Source organism: Ruania halotolerans, assembly GCF_021049285.1.
In the GTDB taxonomy this organism is placed as follows: Bacteria; Actinomycetota; Actinomycetes; order Actinomycetales; family Beutenbergiaceae; genus Ruania; species Ruania halotolerans.
Window position 1 is genome coordinate 406,812 of sequence record NZ_CP088017.1, and the last position, 21,897, is coordinate 428,708.

A 21,897-nucleotide genomic window follows, 5' to 3' on the forward strand; every position below is an offset into this window, starting at 1 on the left:
CAATCGAAGGGAGTGTCCATGGAGACGGGCGACCACGTGGTCCTGCTCGATGAGGACGGCCACGCATCGGGCACTGCACTGCGCAGGGACGTCCATCACGAGACCACCCCGCTGCACCTGGCCTTCTCCTGCTATGCGTTCGACGCAGAAGGTCGCGTACTGCTCACTCGCCGTGCCCTGACCAAGCGGGCCTGGCCAGGGGTATGGACGAACTCCTGGTGCGGTCACCCTCGCCCCGGTGAGGATTTCCATCGCGCGGTGCAGCGCCGTGGCGCTGAGGAGCTGGGGGTCACAGTGGGTCCCGTGCACGAGGTGCTCGGCGACTTCCGCTATCGCGCTGTGGACGATTCCGGTGTGGTGGAGAACGAGTATTGCCCGGTGTACGCGACGCGCCTCGACGTAGACCCGGTGCCTCACCCGGACGAGGTGATGGCGTGGCGTTGGGTGCCGTGGTCGGATGCGCTGGCCCTGGCCCGGCACGCGCCGTGGGCAGTGAGCCCGTGGATGGCAGCCCAGGCGCCTCTCCTGGCCGCGCAGCGCACTGCAGGGTTGGCGTGGGCGACATGAGCGATGTGAGCGCCTCAGTACAGGCTCGGCTTGACGCGTTCTTCGCCGCCCGGGCGGCCGCGATGGCCGAGCGGGGCGCGGCAGATCTGTGGGCGGCGTTGCGGGCCGCGTGTACAGGCGGCAAGCGGCTCCGGCCACGATTGGTGGAGGCGGGCGCTGGTGCGTGCGGTGGCGCACCGTCAGATCGGGTGGCCTTCGTAGGTGCGGCGGTCGAGCTCTTGCATACGGCGTTCGTGGTGCACGATGACGTGATCGACGGTGATCTGGTGCGTCGCGGTCGCCCGAATGTGGCGGGAACGTTCATGGCTGCTGCCGTCCGCGAGGGGATTGCGCAGGGGCGGGCCAGGCGTTACGGCGATGCTGCCGGGATCATCGCCGGCGATCTGGCACTCGCCGGCGCCGTGCGGCTCGTGGCGGGTTGCGGCGGCGACCTTGCCACCGTGGACCGACTCATGGTCCTCATGGACGAGGCCCTCCTGGACAGTGCCGCCGGTGAGCTGGCCGATGTGCGCTACAGCCTCGGGCAGGCGGCCGAGATTCCCGAGATCTTGCGCATGGATGAGCTGAAGACGGCGGCCTACTCGTTCTCGCTGCCGCTGCGGGCGGGGGCTGTGCTCGCCGGCGCACTGCCCGAGGTGGTCGAGCAGGTGGGCGAGATCGGCCGTCTGCTCGGAGTTGCCTATCAGCTCCGCGATGACCTCGGCGGCATGTTCGGGGACGAGGGAAGCACTGGCAAGAGCCCGCTCTCCGATCTGCGGGAGGGTAAGCGCACGGTGCTGCTCGCGCATGCGGCCCGCACGCAGGCGTGGGAGGCACTGCGGGTGCACGTCGGCGATCCGCAGGTGGACGAGCAGGGATTGGCCACGGTGCGGCGCCTGCTCACTGAGTGTGGTGCGCGTGCGGAAGTGGAGGGCCTGGCCGCCGAGCACGAGCGCTCGGCTCGTGAGCGGGCCCTCGAGCTTGGCGCCGGTGGTACGGAGCTACTGGGTGCGGCGTGGCTCGCGCACGATCTCGCCTGGCGTACAGAGGACGCAGCGTGAAGACCAGTACCACCAGCCCGCAGTACGACAGCGTGGCTCACGCCAGCGCAGGTGCAGTGATCCGCGCGTACTCCACCTCCTTCGGGTGGGCCACCGCGCTCCTCGGGGAACCGGACCGCACCCATGTGCGCACGATCTATGCGCTGGTGCGGATCGCCGATGAACTCGTGGACGATCCCGATCCCGGGTTGCCGGTTCCCGCCCGCTCCGAACTGCTGGACTGCCTGGAACGGGACGTGCACATGGCGTTGCGCACCGGCCGCAGTGCCAACCTCGTGGTGCACGCCTTCGCTGCCACGGCACGCCGCTACGGTATCGATACCTCGCTCGTGCAGCCGTTCTTCGACTCCATGCGCACTGACCTGCACACCACGCGCCACAACCAGGACGGTTTGGACACGTACGTCCACGGTTCCGCTGAGGTGGTCGGACTCATGTGCCTGAAGGTGTTCACCGATTGTGATGCCGGCGCGTATCAACGCCTGGCTCACGGTGCCGCGCGGCTTGGCGCCGCGTTTCAGAAGGTGAACTTCCTGCGTGACCTGGCACAGGACCGGGACACCCTGGGGCGCAGCTACTTCCCCGGAGTGGACCCGGGCCGGCTCACCGATGCCCAGCGTGATGCTCTCCTGGATGACATCGACGCGGATCTGGCCGCCGCTCAACTCGCGATCGCCGAACTGCCCACCCGGAGCCGCCGAGCGGTCTACGCAGCGCACGGATTCTTCGCCGAGCTCTCCCGGAGGCTGCGCCGCACCCCGGGCGCCGAGATCGGGCAGGTGCGCGTTCGGGTGCCGGATGCGGTCAAGGCCAGGATCGTCCTGACGGCGATGGGGCGCCGCAGATGAGTGGCGTGGCATCCACTGGCACCGATGCAGGGCAGCGGCGTACCGCCGTCGTGATCGGTGGCGGTATCGCGGGCCTGGCCACTGCGTGCCTGCTGGCCGCGGATGGACACGAGGTCCATGTGATGGAACGGCACGCCGAGTTCGGCGGGCGCGCCGGATCCTGGGCGGCGGAGGGTTTCCGGTTCGACACCGGGCCCTCCTGGTACCTGATGCCGGAGGTATTCGCGCACTTCTTTGCGCTGCTCGGTCGAGACGTGCAGGACGTGCTGGACCTGCACACGCTCGACCCCGCCTATCGGGTGTTCCTCGAGGGTGAGGCGGAGCCGATGCAGGTGTCGGCCGATCTCGAACGGAACGTTGCGATGTTCGAGGCGCGGGAACCGGGAGCCGGGCAGCGGCTTCGGCGCCACCTGGTCTCGGCGGCGCGCACCGAGGCGATGGCCCGGCGCCGCTTCCTCTACTCCACCTTTGCCCATCCGACGGCGTTGCTCACACCCGATGTTCTCCGCCAGTCCCACCGTCTGGCACCGCTGCTGTTGAGGTCGCTGCAGACGATGGTGGCCGCGCGCTTCCGGGACAACGGCCTGCGCCAGCTGCTCGGCTACCCCGCCGTGTTCCTGGGCACGAGTCCGAAGCGTGCGCCCAGCATGTACCACCTGATGAGCGCGCTGGATATGACCGGCGGGGTGCAGTATCCGATGGGCGGATTCACTGCCCTGATCGAGGCGATCGCCGAGATGGCCGCCGACCACGGCGTGCACCTGCACACGGGGTGCGAGGTTACGGCGGTGACGACGATGCCAGGCCCGCGTCGCACTCGTCGCCGAGCACGGGTGACCGGCGTGAAGTACGTCTCCCGCGGATTGCGCCGCCATCAAGAGGCCGATGTGGTGGTGGGAGCTGGGGACCTGCATCACCTGGAGACCCGACTGCTGCCCGAAGAACTGCAGACCTATCCGGAGCGGTGGTGGGCGCATCGCGATCCGGGGCCGGGTGGGGTGCTTGCGTACCTCGGGGTCCGTGGCGAGCTCCCGGAGCTGGCGCACCACTCACTGTTCTTCTCCGAGGACTGGGACGCCACCTTCGGGGCGATCCACGCCGGGCGCGTGCCTGATCAGCCCTCGGTGTACGTGTGCCGGCCCTCGGCCTCAGACCCCGGTGTCGCGCCTCCCGGACACGAGAACCTGTTCGTCCTGATCCCGGTGGGCGCCGACCCGGAACTCGGTCGTGGCGGGCTGTCCGGGGGCGGTTCACCCGCCGTGGAGCAACTGGTGGACCGCACCATCGACCAGATCGCCTCCTGGGCTCAGGTACCGGACCTCGCCGGGCGCATCGTGCTCCGCCGCACTGCCGGCCCGGGGGACTTCGCGGCCGATCTGCACGCGTGGCGCGGCAGCATGCTCGGCCCGGCGCATACGCTGCGCCAGAGCGCGATGTTCCGTGCTGGCAACGTCTCCCGGCGCGTCGAGGGGCTCTACTACGCCGGCTCAGGCACGATCCCCGGTGTCGGACTGCCGATGTGCCTGATCAGTGCGGAGCTGGTGATCAAGCGACTGCGCGGGGATACCAGCACCGGTCCGCTCCCCGAGCCGGTCACCGGCGGTGGCGTCCGGGGCACGGGCGCCACCATGATGGGCCCACGATGACCCGATGGATCTACCTGGCCACGCTGCTCGTGCCGCTGGTGTGCCTGCTGGTGATGGATGCCCGGTGGCGCCTGGCGTTCTGGCACGCCCCGGGCCGGGCCGCGTTCACGGTCATCGGAGCGGGTGCCGTCTTCCTGGTGTGGGACGTGGTCGCCATCAGTGCCGGCTTCTATCACCGCGGCGGCAGTGCGGCGATGACCGGCCTGGAGGTGCTCCCGGAACTGCCGATCGAGGAACTCGTCTTCATCACTTTCCTCTGCTATCTCGCACTCATCGTCTTCCGACTGCTCGGGCGCTCGCGGATCGCCGCCGGGGAGCCTGGGCGCAATCTGGATCAGGGGCGGGCATGACCTACCTCAGCCTCGCCGTCGTGGTGCTCCTCGCGGCCGGCCTGTTCGCCCTAGTGGTGCACCGGCGGCGTGGGCCGTGGGCCCGGGTCGCCGTGCTCGCGCTGGTGCTCGTGGCGCTGACGGCCGTCTTCGACAATGTGATGATCGCTGCCGATCTGTTCGGCTACGCCGCCGAGCACACGGCCGGGGTGTGGATCGGCCTGGCACCGATCGAGGACTTCGCCTGGCCGCTGGTGGCGGCGTTGCTCGTGCCGGCGCTGTGGGTGGTGACGGGCCGAGTGGCCGGTGCACGCAGTCGCCGCGAGGCCACGGAGGACGGCCGATGACCGCGACTGCTGCTGCGCCGTCGCCGTGGCGGCACGTGCTCGCTTCCTCCCGCCCGATCAGCTGGATCAACACCGCCTACCCTTTTGCGGCGGCGTATCTGCTCGCCGGGGGCGGCATGGATGCGCGGCTGCTGATCGGCTCGTTGTTCTTCCTGGTGCCGTACAACCTGCTGATGTACGGCCTGAACGACGTGTGGGACTACGAGTCCGACCTGCACAATCCCCGCAAGGGGGGCGTGCACGGGGTGGTCCTGGACCGCCGGCTGCACCGCACCACTGTGGTGGCCGCTGTGGCGAGTTCGGTCCCGTTCGTGCTGGCGCTGGCCCTGCTCGGCTCGCCCAGCGCGACGGCGGTACTCGCCGTGAGCGTGTTCGCCGTGGTGGCGTATTCCGCGCCCAGGCTGAGGTTCAAGGAACGTCCCGTGCTGGACTCGGTCACGTCGGCCACGCACTTCGTCAGCCCTGCCGTCTACGGGCTGGCGCTGAGTGGGGCGCCGGTGAGTGCGGTGGCGATGATGACGCTGCTGGCGTTCTTCGCCTGGTCGATGGCGTCCCACGCGTTCGGTGCCGTGCAGGATGTGAACGCCGACCGCGCCGGGAGGATCGCCTCGATCGCGACCTGGGCGGGAGCAGCGGTCACCGTGCGCTTCGCGCTCGCCCTGTACCTGCTCTCCGCGGCGCTGCTGGTGGTGGCCGGGTGGCCGTGGTGGCCGCTGGCGGTCCTTGCCGTGCCCTACCTGCTCTCGACCATGCCGTACGTGCGGCTGGCCGAGAGCGAGGCAGAGCGGGCGACGGCAGGGTGGCGAAGGTTCCTGTGGCTGAACCCGGTGATCGGATTCCTGCTGACGCAGTACCTGCTGTGGGTGGCGCCGGGACCGCTCACTGCGGCGGTTGGCCCCTGAGGGGTAGGTTGGCCGCGCGCCTCACAGCTCCCGGCGGCGTTCCTCGGGCGGAAGGCCGGTCTCGCGGTGTTCCACGGTGGCGGTGTGCGCGGTCCGGTTGCGCTGTGCGTTCACGACGATCGCCAGGATGAGCGCGAGTACGCCGGCTCCCATGCAGATGTAGCCGATCACGGTCAGGTCGATCGCGTCGAAGCTGTCCCGCACGCCGAATGCCATGATCGCGCCGACGACGAGCAGGAAGATTCCTCCTCCGATACCCATGATGACCATCCTCTCCGGCACCTCTCGGCGCCATTTCAGACCATCGTTGCGGATCGAGGGCCTCCTCGCATCCGCTAGGTAGCGCGCTCAATCCTCGCGCGCATGAGAAGCCCGCCGTGATCGACCGACGGAGGAGGGTGGATCGCCATATCCCACGATCGTGAACAGGAACTAGATGCGGCAGGGTGAATCGGGGGTGAAGTGGGGGTGAAGTTCGCTGAATCGATGGAATCAGTGGTTGCGCTCTGTCAATGTTCCTGGTTGAGGCGTGCTTTGCGCTTTCCGAGAATCCCGGGGGAGTTCCCAATGAGTACACCTGTTCCGCTACGCGCCAACGTGCTCCGCACCACGGTGGCCTTTGTGACGGCGGCCCTGGTCGCGTTGACCACTCTTGTTGTCGCGTCTCCTGCGATGGCGGCGCCGGTGTACGAGATCACCGCGCGCTGGGCGCAGGACACGCCGGAGACTGTGGCCAGTGGGGACGTGGTCACGGCGGAGTGGCGGGTCAACGTCAACGATGACGCTGCGGCACCCTCGAATGAGCCCGTCGACAACGTGAACTTCACCCTCACTCTGGAGAACGGTGCCTTCGCGTCTCTGCCGGATTCCTGCGTAACGGGTGGAACTCCCGAGTCCTCGATCTCCGACGACGGGCGAACCCTGGTCTGCAACCTCGGCACTCAGGACCAAGGGTCCGCTCACGTGCTCCAGACTGCGATCCGAGCGGATGGCGAGACCGGGTCGCAGCTAAGCGCATCGGGGACCATCGACGGGCAGGCGGCGGAGCTGCCACCGATCGAGATCGTGAACGAGTTCGGCATGGATATCCGCTGGGAGTCGGCCGTCACGGGCGTGACGTACGGCGACACCTACGTCGATGCGTCCTTCCAGTGGACGCTTTCGCTCGACGACGGCAGTGACCCGGGACCGGACACGGTGACCTACACCCTCGACGTGGGTGCGGCCAACGGTGCTGCCGTCTCTGTTGCACCTGCCGCATGTTCTGCATTCACCAGCGGCGTGGCCAGCGGTCACCCGTGGTCCGGAGGCGATCATCCGGCGGAGCAAATGACGTCCTTCGTCGATTCGTGCACGTTGACGCCGACGGCGACTCCTGGAGTCTTCACCCTGACGCTCAGTGGCATCGACTACAGCGCCCTCGAGGCCCCCACGACGGATTCGGCCGGTCAGCCGCTGCCCGCGGACCGGGCAGCGGTCGCCTCCGGTTCTGTGCACTTCCGCGTCGCAGGCACCGGCAACAACTCGATGACGCTTGAGTCGGATGCGCCGACGTACACCTCGCCCCTCGGCGGGTCCGCTCAGGACGACCCGGCCAATAACAGTTCGGCCCGGACCTGGGTGACCGGTGGCTGGAGCAGCGCCTGGCGACCGGAGGCCACAGGTTATACAACCCCGTCGTGGTGGAGCGACCAATTCCGGGTCTCGCCCGGTGCTGCGGTCGAGTCCGTGGTGGCTGGCCAGTGGACGTCCGCGGATCCGGATGCGATCTTCGGACAGTGCGTGGTCATGGACACGCAATTCGTGACCTATGAGTCCGCGTCGTTGCTGCTCAACTGGGAAGGCGATCCGGTACCGGGGGCGACCCTCGAGTACTACGTCGGTGCCGACGCGCTGGTCGACCCCACCAGCGGGTCGTACGACCCGAACGCGTTCGAATGTGGCGATGACCCAGGCGGCTGGACGACAACGGAGCCTGCGGACCCCGCGGCCGTCAAGGCAGTCCGCGCGACCTACCCGTACTCGGCGATGACCGGCGCCACGCGCACAACCCTCAATGTGCGCCAGGAGATCAACGACGACACCCCGATCGGGCAGGACGTCTGGCAGTGGGGCGCGGCCTACATCAACGGCGCATGGCAGCACCCCAGCCGAAGCATGGACCCGGCCGATAGCGGCTCGGGCCCGCTCACCCCGGACGCCCGGTACCCCTTCCTCGGCAACGGCCGCGACATCGTGCGGATCATCGGTGTGACCCCTGCCGTGGAGAAGAGCGCCGATCGATCGGTGGTGCGTGCCGGGGAGCCAGCGACGTACACGCTGACGTACTCGGCGAACGGAGCCGGTGCGGTGCCGGAGACGGTGGACGACTTCGAGCTGATCGACACACTCCCCGACGGCATGACCTATGTTCCGGGCTCGGCCTCCCCCGAGCCGACGATGACGACCGACGCCGAGGGCCGGCAGGTGCTGACGTGGTCGTTGGATGGTGTTCCTACGAATACGCAGGTGCCGCTGACCTATCAGGCCGTCGCTGATGCATCGGTTGAGCCAGGCGAGGTACTGGCGAACACCGTGACGAGCTCCGTTGCGGGCGAGACCTCCACTCCGGCCACCGCTCAGGTGACGGTTTCGACGTCGGGTTTCACCACGATTGGTAAGAGTGCGGATGCGGCGTTCATTCCGAATCTTGATGGTGATGGTGTGGGTGAGGGTTCGTGGACGGTGACGTTGCGGTCGTTTGATCCGTTGCCGCAGGAGTACACGGACACGATCGACATCCTTCCCTTCAACGGTGATGAGCGGGGTACCGAGTTCTCGGGTTCGTATGGGTTGACGGGTGTGGACGCGGTCGCGGGTGCGACGGTGTATTACACGACGGCGGACCCGGGAACGTTGAGTGATGATCCGGCTGAGGCCTCCAATGGTTCTGCGGGGTCGGTTGCGGGTAACACGGTGGGGTGGTCGACCACGTTCACCGCTGATGCGACTGCGGTGCGTGTGATTGGTCCGGAGTTGGTTCCGGGTGGGACGCAGCAGTTCACGGTGAATGTGGCCACTGATGGTGTGCTGGGTGGTGATGTGCTGGTCAACCGTGCGCAGGCCCGGGATGGGCACACGGAGTTGGTGATGCGGACGTCGGCGCCGATCACGATTGCGAATTACTACTCGGCATCGCTGAAGAAGTATGTGCAGGATGCTGAGGGTGAGTGGCGTGATGCGAACACGGTGGAGGACTATCCGAGTTTCTTCGTTGGTGACACGATCCGTTACCGGATCGTGGTGGAGAACACCGGTCAGGGCACGCTCACGGGCGTGACCGTGACCGATGATCAGCAGCCCGATCTGGGTGGGTTCGTCATCGACGAACTCGCGCCGGGGGATACGGAAACGCATGAGTTCGAGATCATCGCCGATGCCTCCACGGGTGATGGCGTGGTCAACACGGCCTGCGCGACTGCGGATATCCCGGGTGACTCCGAGGTCCCGCCGACGATCAATTGTGATCCGGCTGGTGTAGAGGTCGAGGGCGACCCGACGCATACGAAGTCCCTGGTGTCGGCTTCGCCGATTGGTGAGGGTCAGTGGGAGATCGTGTATGCGCTTGAGGTGTCGAATGCTTCGACGGCGTCGACGTCGTACTCGCTGGTGGATGAGTTGCACTTCACTGACCAGGTGAGCATTGCCTCGGCGGAGGTCACTGACGCACCTGAGGGTGTGACGTTGGCTGATCCGGCGTGGGATGGTCAGGGCAACCTGGCGGTGGCCACGGGTGTGCCGCTGCTGGGCAACGATGACGATGGTTACGCGTCGCACATCTACGAGTTGACTGTGGTGGCGGATGTGCCGTTGCAGTTCGACCCGGTGGCGGATACCCAGTGCCTGGGTGGTGACACGGACTCGGGGTTCAACAACGTTTCCGAGTTGACCAAGTCCGATGGAGAGGTCGAGATCGACGAGGCTTGCGGCCCACCGCCGTCGGTGGATGTCTCCAAGTCGATCGCGGACGGTCCCACGCCGAACGGTGATGGCACCTGGACCGTGCTCTACGAGGTGGTCGCGACCAACGCTGGTGCAGGCGAGGGTGTCTATGACATCTCTGATCAGATGAGCGCTTCGGGTGACCTGGAGGTCATCACCAGTTCGATCACCTCGGCTCCTGAGGGTGTGACCCCGTCTGCGACGTGGACGGGCCTCGGCGATGACGGCGCAGCGGAGAACGTCATCGCTACGGATGTGCTGATCGCCGCTGGCGCCACGCACACCTACGAGGTCGAGGTGGTCATCGGGCTCGCGGAAGGTACTGAAGGTGCCCCCGTCATCACGGACTGCCAGGCCATTCCCACCGAGGGTGATGGGCTGACGAACACGGCCGAGATCGAGCACAACGACCTCACCGCAGACGACTCTGTCTGCGTCACTCCCGGTGTCGTCTCGGTCGAGAAGACTGTCTCCTCTGGGCCCACGCCCAACGGTGATGGCACGTGGACCGTCGTGTACGACATCGTCGCAACCCATCTCGGTGGTGCCGCTGCGGACTACGACGTGACCGACCGTCTCCACTACGGCGCAGACATCGAGATCGTCGACAAGGGCATCGTCACTGCACCTGATGGTGTGCAGATCAACGGCTCCTGGACCGGTCTGGGCGCGGAAGACTCCGACCCGGAGAACTTGGTCGCCAGTGATGTCACGCTGGATGTGGGTGGCATGCACACCTACCAGGTGGAGGTCACCGTCCAGATGGAGGAGGCCACCATTGATCTGGTCAACCTGGAGTGCGCTGCGGCGGGCTCGGGCGAAGCGGGCGGCCTGGCGAACTCGACCACGCTGACCAGCAACGGCATCGTGAGCGAGGACGAGGTGTGCCCCACCGTCACGGTCATCGAGCTGGACAAGGAGCTCGTTGAGGGCAGCCCTGTGGAGAATGGTGACGGGACGTGGACCATCGAGTACGACGTCACGGCCACCAACGCCGGCCCGGTGGCTGGCGACTACGACCTGAGTGACCGGCTGCGCTACGGCGCGGGGATCGAGGTGGAGTCCGCCTCGATCGTCAGCGGTCCCGAGGGTGTGGAGCCGAACGCGGGCTGGAGTGGTCAAGGCGCTGAAGGTGCTGCGGAGAACGTGATCGTGGCGGGTCAGTCGCTCGAGGTCGACGAGCAGCACGTCTTCCGCGTGCGGGTCGTCGCCTCGATGGATCGCGATGTTGTCACCCCGGGTGATCTGGAATGCCCGGAGCCGGGATCGAACGAGCCGGGTGGTTTCGCCAACACTGCTGAGTTGACTCATAACGGTGAGGACCAGGTTGCGGTCGCGTGTGTGCCGCCGCCGCTGATCGATATTGCGAAGTCGCTCTCGGGTGCGGTGACACCTGTTGATGGGGAGCCGGGTGTGTATGACGCGACCTATGAGCTCACCGTCACCAACACCGGTGCCGGCGCGGGCGTGTATGACCTGGATGATGAGTTGGCACCGGGCGAGGGCGTGAGCGTGGTCGGTATCGAGGACGTGGCCTCTGATGTCGAGGACGCGGTCGCGTTCAACGACGCCTTCGATGGCGTGGACCAGACGCGGATCGTGACGGACCAGCCCATCGCTGGTGCGACGGATGACGTGCCTGTGGTGCACACCTACATGGTGACCGTGCGCTACGCCGCGGACCTGACCACGGTCGACGTGCCCGCCGGTAGGGCCTGCACCATCGCCGGTGGGGAGCCGGAGCCGGGCACGCTGGGCAATACCGCGACCGTGGACTGGAATGGTCTCCAGGACAGCGCTGTGGAGTGCTTGGTGCCCGGCGATCCGACTCTCGATAAGGAGCTCGTCTCGGCCGTCCCGGTCGGTGATGGTCAGTGGGAGGTCGTCTATGACCTCACCGTGGCCAACACCGGCAACGAGGCGACCACCTACGATCTCGAGGACGAGTTGTTGTTCGCGCCGCAGATCACGGTGGACACCGTCTCGGTGACCGGGCCTGCGGGCATCACGGTCAATGACGGTTTCGATGGTGCTGGTGACCAGGTCATCGCGACCGGTATCGAGATCATCGGCCTGGATGAGGACGGCTACGCCCCGCATGTCTATACCGTGACGGTGGTGGCGAATGTTCCGCTGTCCTTCGAGGAGGCTGATGTCGCCGCCGATGGCACCGGTTCACCGGCGTGCACCACACCAGCGGGTGGGAACTTCACCGAGCAGGGGCTGAACAACGCAGCCACGCTGACCAATGAGTCTGGCGGCACGATCGTGGATACCGATTGCGGATACGTGCCCTCCACGACGATCACCAAGACCATGGACGGTGACCCTGTCGCAGGTGCGGATGGCCGGTGGACGGTGAACTACCTCATCACGGTCGTCAATGACGGTGCAGCGAATGGTTCGTACACGTTGACCGATCAGCTCCGCTACGGCGCCGGGATCGACGTGCTCGATGCGACCATCACCGACGCCCCCGAAGGTGTCACCCCCGCGCAGACGTGGACCGGAACAGGGGGCACCGGTGCGGTGGAGAACACCATCGCGACCGATGTGGACCTGGCCGTGGGACAAACCCACACCTACCGGGTCAGCATCGATGCCCACCTGGACACCGATGCAGCGGATGAGTCCACGCTGGAATGCCCCGCTCCCGGCTCAACCGAGCGTGGCGGATTCAGCAACACCGCCGGCCTGGATCACAACGATCTCAGTGCCGAGGCATCAACCTGCGCAGTGCCGGAATGGCCAGAAGAGGTGCCCCCGCCGCTGCCGCAGACCGGTACACCGATCACCCAGACCGCACTGGCCGCGGCCCTGCTGCTCCTGATCGCCGGTGGCATCCTGATGCACTACCGCCGCCGCACCACAGCGGCGTAACCAACCCCCACACGTCCTGCTTGCCTCGCCACACCCCCCGGGCCAGGCAAGCAGGACGTGGGCGTTGAGCGATCAGTGCTGGTCGTTGAGCACGTCGATCCAGCCGACGCGTACCGGCAGCGATGCGGCCCACACGACGGTGTTCATCCCGTTGGCGCTGTCGCTGCCCTCGGCATCGGGGAGCGCATGCAGCACGAGCAATGCTTGGCCCTTCTGCAAGGCCTCCTCACTCACTCGTTCGTCGGTGGTCCAGACCCGGACAGTGCCACGTTTGGCGTGGTGTAGCTGCAAACCAGGCTGCCGCTGGGGTGCCGGAAGTACCCGGAACCGCGGCGCGACGGTCCGGGCAAACAACGGCGGGTTGCCCGGGTCGTATCGTTCAGCGGCGGCCAGGTGGAGAGCGTCGGCAAACGGGTCGAGGACTGGCCCTGGGCATCCGACGAACAGGACAGGCATCCGCCCGGTGATGGTGTCGATCCCATCAGTGGCCAGCGAAAGGGGGCCGTCAGCGAGGCGGCGAAGCACCTGCTTCGTGGCGCCCATGACATCCCTCCCACCCTGTTGGTCTCAGCCGATCATGCCTGGACGAGGGAGCGCAAGGCCCGCACGGCCACGGAGAGCGGTGCGAGGCCCGCGCCACGCAGCCCGGCAACCTCAGGTAGCGCCTGCTCGGCCCGGTCCAGTGCTGCGCCTGCCTGCCCGGCCCACACCTGCACTCTCCGCTCGGGCGACTCCTCGGCCGGCGTGGTCTTCTGCACGGTGCGGGTCAGGTCCCGCAGCGCACCGGTGAGGTCGTCGCGGACCGCCGCACGCGCTAGGGCTCCCCACCGATCGTCCAACGGGAGCGCGGCGATCCGGTCCAACAATGCCGAGACGTGGAACCGCGCGGAGAGCGCGAAGTACAGCGCTGCGACGGCTTCCAGGTCCTCCCCGGTCTCGTTCGCGATCTCCACCACGTCCAGGAGCGCGAGTGCGGGCAGCAGGGTGGAGGTGCGTGCGGCCAGGTCTTCCCCCACTCCCGCCTCCACCAGTTCGGCAGCCAGATCGGCGCACCGTCGCTGGGCGGGGCCGCTCATGAGCTGGGGGAGGCGCCCCATCAGGCTCTGTACTGGCGCTGCGAACCGGTCCACCTCTTCTGCCACGTCCACCGCGTCTGGCCGACGCAGCACCATCCACCGCGAGCTGCGATCGAGCAGCCGGCGGAAGTCGATGTACATCCGCGTCTGCACGTCCGTGGGCACCTGGAGGTCGAGCTGTTCCACCTCGGCCACATAAGACTCGAGGTCGAAGATCTCCCGGCAGGCCACGAATGCGCGCGCCACCTGCTCGCTGGTGGCACCGGTCTCGTCGGTGGCGCGGAACGCGAAGGTGATCCCGCCGCGATTCACCATCGAGTTCACCACATCGTTGACGATGATCTCCCGCCGCAGTGGGTGCTCGTTGATGGCATCGCCGTAGCGCGCACGTAGCGGCTCGGGGAAGTAGGCGCTGAGCGTGCGGGAGAACCAGGCGCCGTCCGGCAGGTCGGTGGTAGCCAGGTCTGCCTTCAGCGCGAGTTTGGCGTAGGCAACAAGCACCGCGAACTCCGGCCGGGTCAGGCCCGTCCCAGCAGCGTCCCGTTCGGCGATCTCGGTGTCGCTGGGCAGGAACTCCAAGGTGCGGTCCAGCTCGCCACGCTCCTCCAGCCAATGGATCAACCGCTGGTGCACGGTGAGCATGGCGTGCGCCTGATCGCGGCTGTTGCCGAGCAGCACGTTCTGCACGTAGTTGTCCCGCAGGACCTGCGCGGCCACCTCCTCGGTCATCGAGGCGAGCAACTCATTGCGGGAATCGAGATCGAGCACGCCCTCTTTCACCAGGGCCGTCAGCAAGATCTTGATATTCACCTCACGGTCGGAGGTGGCCACCCCGGCAGAGTTGTCGATTGCATCGGTGTTGATCCGCACCCCGTGGGTGGCCGCCTCGATCCGACCCAGCTGACTGGCACCGAGGTTCCCGCCCTCGACGAACACCTCGCAGCGCAGCTCGGATCCGTCCACGCGGATGGCATCATTCGCGCGGTCGCCGATCTCGTTGTGGGACTCGCTGCTGGCCTTGATGTAGGTGCCGATCCCGCCGTTGAACAACAGGTCCACCGGCGCCAGGAGAGCCGACCGGATCAGTTCGGCCGGAGTGAGCGAGGTGATCTCCTCACCCAGGCCGAGCGCTTCACGCACCTGCGGCGTGATCTCGATCGACTTCGCGGTCCGCGGGTAGACGCCACCGCCCTCGCTGATCCAGGCGGAGTCGTAGTCTGCCCAGGTCGACCGGGGCAGATCGAAGAGCCGGCGCCGCTCCGCGTAGGACGCGGCAGCATCGGGGCTCGGGTCGAGGAAAACATGCCGGTGATCGAAGGCCGCCACCAGCCGGATGTGCTCCGAGAGCAGCATCCCGTTGCCGAATACGTCTCCACTCATATCGCCGATCCCCACGCAGGTGAAGTCCTCGGCCTGGGAATTGCGCCCCATCTCGGCGAAGTGGCGCTTCGTGGACTCCCACGCGCCACGGGCGGTGATGCCCATCGCCTTGTGGTCATAGCCCGCACTGCCACCAGAGGCGAAGGCATCATCCAGCCAGAAGTCGTGCTCGGCCGAGATCCCGTTCGCGATGTCGCTGAACGTGGCCGTGCCCTTATCGGCGGCCACCACGAGATACGGGTCGTCACCGTCGTGGCGGACCACCTGATCCGGCGGACGCACGCTCCCGGTCTCGCGGTTGTCGGTGATGTCAAGCATCCCGTGGATGAAGAGCCGGTACGCGGCCTGGCCCTCAGCCAACCAGGCGTCTCGATCCACGGCCGGATCGGGCAGCCGCTTGGCGACGAAGCCGCCCTTGGATCCGGTGGGCACGATCACCGCGTTCTTCACCATCTGAGCCTTCACCAGACCGAGCACCTCGGTACGGAAGTCCTCTCGTCGATCACTCCACCGCAACCCGCCGCGGGCCACGTACCCGAACCGGAGGTGCACGCCCTCCACGCGAGGGGAGTACACCCAGATCTCGGCCATCGGTACCGGGGCCGGGATACCCGGCACGCTCCGGCACTCGAGCTTCAGGCTGACCTGCTCACGGGCACCGCCGTCTTCATCGGTGAGGTAGTAGTTGGTGCGCAACGTCGCTCGGATCACGCCGGTGAAGGTGCGCACGATGCGGTCGTAGTCGAGGCTGGTGATCTGCTCCAGGGCGGCATCGATCTCGGCGAGGATCTGCAGTTGGGCCTGCTCCCGCTCCTCGCCCTGATCGCCCGGGTATCGATCCGGGTCGAACCTCGCCTCGAACAGCGCCACCAGAGATGCGGCCGTGCGCGGATTCGCCACCAGCGCGTCCTCGAGGTACTCCACACTGAACGTCGAACCGACCTGGCGCACGTAGCGCGCAATGGTGCGCAGGATGATCACCTGCCGCCAACTCAACCCCGCCCGCAGCACGAGTGCACCGAGGGAGTCAGACTCCGACCGCCCATCCCGTACGGCGAGGAACGCGTCCTCGAAACCACGCGCCAGTTCCGTGCCCTCGGGCCATTCGCTGCCCTCATGCACCCGCAGACCGAAGTCGTAGACATAGCGGACCGTTCCGCCGTCGTCGGTGATCCGGTACGGGCGCTCATCCACCACGTCCACACCGAGGTCGGTGAAGGCAGGGAGGATATCGGTGAGCACGATCGGTTGAGCACGGTAGACCTTGATGCGGCGATGCACCGGCGAGTCCGGACCGGGCTCGTACAGTCGCACGCGGGTCTGGTTGCCTTCCACGCTCACGAGCTGAGCGAGATCAGCGACAGCCCCCGCTGCGTCAACATCCTCCTTGTAGGCCTCCGGGAAACCCCGAACGAAGGCAACGACCTGTTCTTCGTGGTCCTGCCCGTGTAAGGCATCGAGGAGGTCCTCCTCCCAGGTGCGGGTGGCGGCGATCAGCGGTGGTTGCAGTTCGGCCTCGGTCACGTCCGGGATCGAGACGCCGCGTGGCATCCGCACCACCGCATGTAACTGGGCGAGGGGTGAGTCGCTCACCCGGGTGGTGAAGTCCACCTGCTCGGCGCCAAACGATTCCCGCAGGAGCTCAGCCAGGCGGAGCCGCACCGTGGTGTTGTACCGGTCCCGCGGCAGGTACACCAGCACCGAGACGAACCGGCCGAACTCGTCCCGGCGCAGGAACAGCTTCGCTCGGCGCCGTTGTTCCAGGTGCATGACCTGCTCGGCCACTTCCCAGAGCTGATCGGCATCGCTCTGGAAGAGTTCATCGCGTGGGTACGCCTCGAGGATCTGCAGGAGATCCTTCCCGGAGTGACTGTGCGAGGAGAAGCCGCTGCGTTCCAGGACGCCGCGGACCTTCTCTGCCACGATCGGGAGGCGAAGGACGGACTCGGCGTAAGCGGCGGAGGTGAACATGCCGAGGATGCGCCGTTCACCCGTGACGTTCCCGTCCGGGTCGAATGTGCGGACTCCGATGTAGTCCAGGTAGACGGGGCGGTGCACGGTCGCCCGGGAGTTCGCCTTGGTGATGGTGAGCAATCGGGGGGTGCGCGCGCTGATCCGGGCCTCGGGCCGCAGGCGGGCGTAGATGCCGGGGCCCTCGGGGGCGTCATGCAGGATGCCCAGACCGGTTCCCTCGATGGGGCTCAGCACGTCCTCCCCGTCGCGTTCTTGAAGTTCGTACTCGCGGTAGCCGAGGAACGTGAAATGGTCCCGGGCCAGCCAGGTGAGGAAGTTCTCGGTGGGCTCCACATCCGCCGGGTCCACAGTGGGCGGCGCGCCCGCCTGCATCTCGCGCGCGATCTCCTCGCACCGCAGCCGCATGGCGGCCCAGTCGCTGACGGCGTTGCGCACATCCCTGAGCACGCCCTCCAGGCGCTCGGTCAGCTCGGCGCGCCGTTGCTCAGACATCCGCTCGACGGCGAACAGCATCCAGGATTCCACCGTGCCGGCAGTGGTGGGCGGGCGTTCCTCACGCACCTGGGTGAGGGTGCCTGACTCATCGCGGCGTACTGCGACGGTCGGGTGCACCACGAGATCGACGAGGTGTCCCCCCGTGGAGAGGGCCGCCGTCACCGAGTCGACCAAGAAGGGCATGTCATCGGTGCACACCTGGACGAGGGTGTGTGCAGCTGACCATGCCGTGGTGGTCCCTTCCGGGGCGCTGACCTGCACCAGTGTCTGCTTGGGGGCTCGGCGTTCGGCGAGGGCGCGCATCGCGCGGACGATGCCGACTGCCTCGGCCGGCGATCGTTCGGCCAGATCCTCGGTTGCGACGTGCTCCAGGAGCCGCTCGACCAGCCAGGTGTCCCCCTCGCCGGCGGTCTCGATGATTCGGGCCATCACCTGGTCGCGGTCAGGAAGCCGATCAGAGAGCTTCATGGAGTCCATACCTCATCATCCGCTCGGGCTGTCTATCCGGCGTACGTCGCTGTACCAGCGCAGTGTATCCAGCACCGACGGCAGGCCGGGGCCGATCGCGGCGATGCGTGCGACTCCCTGAACTGCCACCCTCCATGCGCCGCTCCCGCGAGGGTCTCCTGGAGGCCACGTCTCACCCCCCTTCTCACCCTCCTCACCCTCTGGCGACCTGAAATCTCACCCATGGAGATCTGCACAGGAGCAGGGCAAGCTATCGCAACGCTGCTAGAAACGACTGTGGCACCTCTCGATCTGCCGGAGTGGGCCAGTGGCCCATCATCCGGGGCAGATTCATGAGGTACCGCCAGCCGCGTCGCCGCGGCTCCCTGACCGCTCGGGGCGGGGGTGTTTCCCCCATTTCGCCCCCGCCCCGAGCTCATCAGGTACGGCGGACGAGGATGCCTACGGGCCGCCGTGTTCAGCGCGGACGGTTCAGAGGCCGAGCTCGGGCCAGGCGCTGAACTTCGGCCGATGAAGCAACTCCACGTTCGCGCGCACCTCGTCCGCAGTCTGCATCCCGAGCACCACGGAGGCGACCTCAGGCCGTCGAAGCGGGTACTCCACGGCCAGCTGCGGCAGGGTGGCACCGTGCGCCGTGGCAGTGCCCGCCATCGCCCTGGCTCGATCCAGCACCTCGGCGGCGGCCGGCTCGTAGTCGAATGTGGCCTGCTCGGGCACGGTGTCCCGGGCCAGGATGCCCGAGTTGAACACCCCGGCCAGCACCACGCGTCGCGTTCCCGCTGCGGCGCTGACCTGGTCGAAGCCGTCCTGGCGTAGCACCGTGTACCGGCCGGCCAGCATCACGGTGTCGATGTCGTACCGCTGCAGAGCCTCAATTGCCGTGGCCGTATCGTTTGTCCCCACCCCCACCGCTCGCACGGCTCCTTCCTCACGTAGCTCCAGCAGCGCCGTCACGGCCTGGGCCAGGGCATCGGGAACATCGCTCACGTCCGGGTCGTGCACGAGGGCAATGTCCACGTGCGCCAGGCCGAGGCGGTCCAGGCTGCTGGCGAGACTGCGACGCACCGAGTCCCGGTCGAACCCCCACGTTCGCGTGAGATCCCCGGCCACCTCGAACATCTCATCGTCCTGAGGCAGCGGCGGCACCCTGGGCACGAGGAGGCGTCCCACCTTGGTCGATACCACGAACTCCTCTCGCGGCCGGCCAGCGAGCCCGGCACCCAGCCGCCGTTCGGAGAGCCCCAGCCCGTAGTGCGGGGCGGTGTCGAAGTAGCGGATACCGCCATCCCACGCTGCTTCGACCGTGGCGCGCGAGGTGTCGTCGTCGATCGCTTGATAGAGGTTGCCCAGCCCGGCGGCGCCGAACCCGATCTCGGTCAGGTCGAGGGCACCGCCCCCGGCGCGAATCTCACGAGTCTGCAACGGGTCTCACCTCTGCGAGTCGGTATACCCGGGAGGCGTTGCCCCCCATGACGGCGGCCCGGTCCGTGGAGGAGAGCCCGTCCAGTAGCGTCTGGGCAGCGCCGGCCCACTGCGGTGCGTCGCCGCGCAGCCACACCACCGGCCAGTCCGTACCGAACAGCAACCGATCCGGTCCGAACGCCTCCAGTGCCAGGTCCACAGCGGGCCGTAGACCGTCCGCGGTACAGGCGGTCGGGTCGAGGGGGCCCAATCCGGAGACCTTCGCCAGCACGTGCTGATGGCCCGCCAGGGCGGTCAGGTCACGCGCCCAGTCTGCCCACGCGTCGCTGCCGAACGGCGGATTCCCCAGATGGTCGAGCACCAGTGTGGTGGCGTGGCTCTCAGCCAGACGTACCGCCTGACCGAGCTGTTCAGGGCGCAGCACCAGGTCCAGGGCCAACCCCAGATCTCCGAGGGTGGTGATCCCGGGGGCGCGTTCGGGGCGCAGCAGCGCCTCGTCGTCGGGGTCCTGATGGGCGAGGTGCCGGATCCCCACCAACCCCGCGCCCCGGCCTCCGAGTGATCCGACCGTGGCGGCAACGTCACCGGCAAGGTCCACCCAGCCGACGACGCCACGCACCCGAGCGCCATCGATAAGCCCGAGAAGTTCCGCAGTCTCGGCAATGCTGTGCGCCGATTGCACGAGCACCGCCCCGTCGATTCCGCAGGCGTCCTGCATGGCGGCCAGGTCGGCCACCGCGAAGTCGCGGTCGATCGGCTGCATCGCCTCCGGATCGATCCACGGCTGCGGGGTCCGGTGCCGGTTCCACAGGTGCGCATGCGCATCGATGATGGCCGATGGGGGCACCGGGCCGGCGGTCTCTGCCGTCACTGTGGCCGCAACCGGAGCTCGTGCATACCGCCGTCCACGGCGAGACTGACTCCCACTGTGGAGCTGCTGGCGGGGTTGGCCAGGTACGCGACGGCGCCGGCCACCTCCGCCGCGCTCACCAGGCGCCCGTGCGGCTGACGGGCTTCCAATGCCGCCCGTTCCGCTGCCGGGTCATCGGCGGCGTCCAACAGGCGCCCGATCCACGGGGTATCTGCCGTGCCCGGACTCACGCAGTTCACCCGGATCCCTTCGCGCACATGATCGGCAGCCATCGCCCGCGTCAGAGCCAGCACGGCGCCTTTCGACGCGCTGTACAAGGCGCGCTGGGGCAGTCCAGCGGTGGCGGCGATCGAGCTGACGTTCACGATCGACGCGTACGAGGAGGCACGCAGATGCGGCAGGCAGGCGCGGCTCGCCCGGACCATCCCGATGACGTTCACGTCCAGCACGGCCGCCCACTGCTCGTCGGTGTTGTCCGCCACGGTGCCCTGGGCGCCAATTCCGGCGTTGTTCACCAGGATGTCGATCGCGCCGTAGGTGGCCACCACCTGCTCGACGGCGGTTCGCACCCCCGCGTCATCGGTGACGTCCGCGTGCAGGGCACGGACGCCGTCGGGAAGACCGTGAACGGTGGACGGCTCGCCGGCCGGGATGTCCCGGTCCAGCACCATCACGCGGGCGCCATCGGCGTGCAGGCGCGTGGCGATCGCGGCGCCGATGCCGGACGCCCCACCGGTGACGACGGCGACCAGACCTTCGAAATCCTTGGTCATGAGGACGAGCCCATCACGGTGCGCTGCTTGCCGAGGCCCTCGATCTCCACCTCGACCACGTCGCCCTCACTGAGGTACGGGAAGCGCCCGGAGAGCGCGACGCCCTCAGGGGTTCCGGTGAGGATCACATCGCCCGGGTCGAGCGCCAGATACTGGCTCAGGTGCCACACGATGTGGTCCACGCCGAAGATCATGTCCGAGGTGCTGGAATCCTGGCGAGGCTCACCGTTCACCCAGCTGCGCAGGCGCAGGTTCGTGGGGTCCACCTCATCCGCGGTCACCAGCCACGGACCCAGCGGGGAGAAGTCCGGGGCGCACTTGCCCTTGCTCCACTGGCCGCCGGATTCGGCGAGCTGGAAGTCCCGCTCGGAGAGATCGTCGGCCGTGACGAACCCGGCGATGTGCTCGCGGGCCTGCTCGGGGGAGTCCAGATAGAGCGCGCGGGTGCCGATCACGATGCCGAGTTCCACCTCCCAGTCGGTCTTGGTGCTGCGCCGCGGGATCGCCACCGGGTCATTCGGACCGGTGAGCGTGTTCGCCGCCTTGAAGAACAGGATCGGCACCTCGGGCGGCTCGGCTCCGGACTCGGCCGCGTGCGCCGCATAGTTCTGCCCGATGCACAGGATGGATCCTGCCGAGGCGATCGGGGAACCGACCCGACGATCAGGGGCATCCTCGAGGACGGACAGGGTGCCGGCCTCGGCCGCCGCACGAATCTTCTCCAGGGAGTGCGCGCCCAGGTGGGCACCGGTCAGGTCCGGAACGACCGGGCGCAGGTCATACGCGATGGTGGTTCCGTCACTCGCAACGAGCAGTGCGGGAATCTCATGGCCGGGATCTCCCAGGCGAGCAAGCTTCATCGATCCTCCAGTGTGGCGCGGGATGAGAACCGGGGGAA

15 protein-coding genes are annotated in these 21,897 nt (G+C 67.5%); 8 read left to right on the forward strand and 7 right to left on the reverse strand.

The genetic code is table 11. From position 1 onward, the window contains the following. The first annotated feature begins 18 nt into the window (after nucleotides 1-18). From idi to LQF10_RS01820, 7 genes are read left to right on the forward strand one after another with little or no spacing between them, the layout of a single operon-like run. Entirely contained in the window at nucleotides 19-567 is a 549-nt protein-coding gene (gene idi / locus LQF10_RS01790; RefSeq protein WP_231065797.1) for an isopentenyl-diphosphate Delta-isomerase, read from the forward strand. Further along, nucleotides 564-1,607 (forward strand): polyprenyl synthetase family protein, encoded by a 1,044-nt coding sequence (locus tag LQF10_RS01795; RefSeq protein ID WP_231065798.1) that lies wholly within the window; start codon nucleotides 564-566, stop codon nucleotides 1,605-1,607. The genes idi and LQF10_RS01795 overlap by 4 nt, the downstream gene beginning before the upstream one ends. Beyond that, nucleotides 1,604-2,455, forward strand: coding sequence for a phytoene/squalene synthase family protein (locus tag LQF10_RS01800; RefSeq protein WP_231065799.1), 852 nt, complete (start codon nucleotides 1,604-1,606; stop codon nucleotides 2,453-2,455). Before LQF10_RS01795 ends, LQF10_RS01800 begins: the two co-directional genes overlap by 4 nt. Further along, nucleotides 2,452-4,101: a phytoene desaturase family protein gene (gene crtI, locus LQF10_RS01805; RefSeq protein ID WP_435531425.1), complete on the forward strand. Its 1,650-nt coding sequence runs from the start codon at nucleotides 2,452-2,454 to the stop codon at nucleotides 4,099-4,101. The genes LQF10_RS01800 and crtI overlap by 4 nt, the downstream gene beginning before the upstream one ends. Then, the gene (locus LQF10_RS01810; protein ID WP_231065801.1) at nucleotides 4,098-4,451 is read left to right on the forward strand and encodes a lycopene cyclase domain-containing protein; all 354 of its coding nucleotides are present in this window, start codon (nucleotides 4,098-4,100) and stop codon (nucleotides 4,449-4,451) included. Before crtI ends, LQF10_RS01810 begins: the two co-directional genes overlap by 4 nt. Next, nucleotides 4,448-4,777, forward strand: a complete 330-nt coding sequence (locus LQF10_RS01815; RefSeq protein ID WP_231065802.1) for a lycopene cyclase domain-containing protein — start codon at nucleotides 4,448-4,450, stop codon at nucleotides 4,775-4,777. The genes LQF10_RS01810 and LQF10_RS01815 overlap by 4 nt, the downstream gene beginning before the upstream one ends. Further along, complete coding sequence (locus LQF10_RS01820) at nucleotides 4,774-5,679, forward strand: prenyltransferase (RefSeq protein ID WP_231065803.1); 906 nt, start codon at nucleotides 4,774-4,776, stop codon at nucleotides 5,677-5,679. Before LQF10_RS01815 ends, LQF10_RS01820 begins: the two co-directional genes overlap by 4 nt. A gap of 21 nt (nucleotides 5,680-5,700) precedes the next feature. On the opposite strand, the gene LQF10_RS01825 is transcribed toward LQF10_RS01820, so the two are convergent. After that, entirely contained in the window at nucleotides 5,701-5,940 is a 240-nt protein-coding gene (locus tag LQF10_RS01825; RefSeq protein ID WP_231065804.1) for a DUF6458 family protein, read from the reverse strand. A gap of 306 nt (nucleotides 5,941-6,246) precedes the next feature. Between LQF10_RS01825 and LQF10_RS01830 the strand changes: the two genes are divergently transcribed. Then, nucleotides 6,247-12,540 carry a DUF7507 domain-containing protein gene (locus LQF10_RS01830; protein ID WP_231065805.1) on the forward strand — a complete coding sequence of 2,098 codons (6,294 nt, stop codon included), beginning with the start codon at nucleotides 6,247-6,249 and terminating at the stop codon, nucleotides 12,538-12,540. A 72-nt stretch (nucleotides 12,541-12,612) separates the two neighbouring features. Here the strand turns inward: LQF10_RS01830 and LQF10_RS01835 are convergent, their stop codons facing one another. The 6 genes from LQF10_RS01835 to LQF10_RS01860 form a co-directional block, all read right to left on the reverse strand. Next, nucleotides 12,613-13,083, reverse strand: coding sequence for a hypothetical protein (locus tag LQF10_RS01835; RefSeq protein WP_231065806.1), 471 nt, complete (start codon nucleotides 13,081-13,083; stop codon nucleotides 12,613-12,615). 32 nt (nucleotides 13,084-13,115) lie between these two features. Then, nucleotides 13,116-17,942 (reverse strand): NAD-glutamate dehydrogenase, encoded by a 4,827-nt coding sequence (locus LQF10_RS01840; protein WP_231065807.1) that lies wholly within the window; start codon nucleotides 17,940-17,942, stop codon nucleotides 13,116-13,118. A gap of 462 nt (nucleotides 17,943-18,404) precedes the next feature. Beyond that, the gene (locus LQF10_RS01845; RefSeq protein WP_231065808.1) at nucleotides 18,405-19,355 is read right to left on the reverse strand and encodes an aldo/keto reductase; all 951 of its coding nucleotides are present in this window, start codon (nucleotides 19,353-19,355) and stop codon (nucleotides 18,405-18,407) included. Then, nucleotides 19,342-20,226, reverse strand: coding sequence for an amidohydrolase family protein (locus tag LQF10_RS01850; RefSeq protein ID WP_231065809.1), 885 nt, complete (start codon nucleotides 20,224-20,226; stop codon nucleotides 19,342-19,344). Before LQF10_RS01850 ends, LQF10_RS01845 begins: the two co-directional genes overlap by 14 nt. Continuing rightward, the gene (locus tag LQF10_RS01855; RefSeq protein ID WP_231065810.1) at nucleotides 20,223-20,999 is read right to left on the reverse strand and encodes an SDR family NAD(P)-dependent oxidoreductase; all 777 of its coding nucleotides are present in this window, start codon (nucleotides 20,997-20,999) and stop codon (nucleotides 20,223-20,225) included. Before LQF10_RS01855 ends, LQF10_RS01850 begins: the two co-directional genes overlap by 4 nt. Beyond that, nucleotides 20,996-21,859 carry a fumarylacetoacetate hydrolase family protein gene (locus tag LQF10_RS01860; RefSeq protein ID WP_231065811.1) on the reverse strand — a complete coding sequence of 288 codons (864 nt, stop codon included), beginning with the start codon at nucleotides 21,857-21,859 and terminating at the stop codon, nucleotides 20,996-20,998. The genes LQF10_RS01855 and LQF10_RS01860 overlap by 4 nt, the downstream gene beginning before the upstream one ends. Nucleotides 21,860-21,897 lie beyond the last annotated feature (38 nt).